The following is a 478-nucleotide window of genomic DNA, read 5'->3' on the forward strand; positions in this document are numbered from 1 at the left end:
CAACTGTGGCAGAGTTTCTCTTTTGAGTAATCCTCAGGTGTTTGAAGTGGTGAGAGAACACTTCTGCGAAGACCTTTGGTCTCCGGAGGAAATATCGAATCGCTTGGCAGTCGAAAAGTATCCGGTGCAGATCAGTACTACGACTATTTACCGTGGGATTTTCAATGGCTTATTTGATAATTTGTTTAAATCTGGCAGCTCTAGTGCCGTGCGCCATCTAAGGCATCACGGCAAGTCTCGCCACAATAAAGCTTATCAAGAAAAGCGAGGCAAGATTCCAATCCCCAACAAGATTCATGATCGTCCGCGAGAAGCTGACAACCGTGTAGAAATTGGTCACTGGGAAGGTGATACCGTGTTAGGCAAAAGCGGAAAGGCTTGTGTCGTTACATTGGTTGATCGAAAATCTCGTTACCTGCTTATTGGTAAAGCTGCTAAAAGAACTTCAGAAGCAGTCACGGATACTTTGAGCGACTTA

Annotated in this window: 1 protein-coding gene; it reads left to right on the forward strand. The window is 45.0% G+C overall.

Translation table 11 applies throughout. The features are described from left to right. Nucleotides 1-478, forward strand: a 478-nt coding sequence (locus tag LPKJCM_RS11720) for an IS30 family transposase (RefSeq protein ID WP_109561184.1), incomplete at both ends; no start/stop codon positions are given.

Origin of the sequence: Lentilactobacillus parakefiri (assembly GCF_002157585.1) — a bacterium.
Classification (GTDB): domain Bacteria; phylum Bacillota; class Bacilli; order Lactobacillales; family Lactobacillaceae; genus Lentilactobacillus; species Lentilactobacillus parakefiri.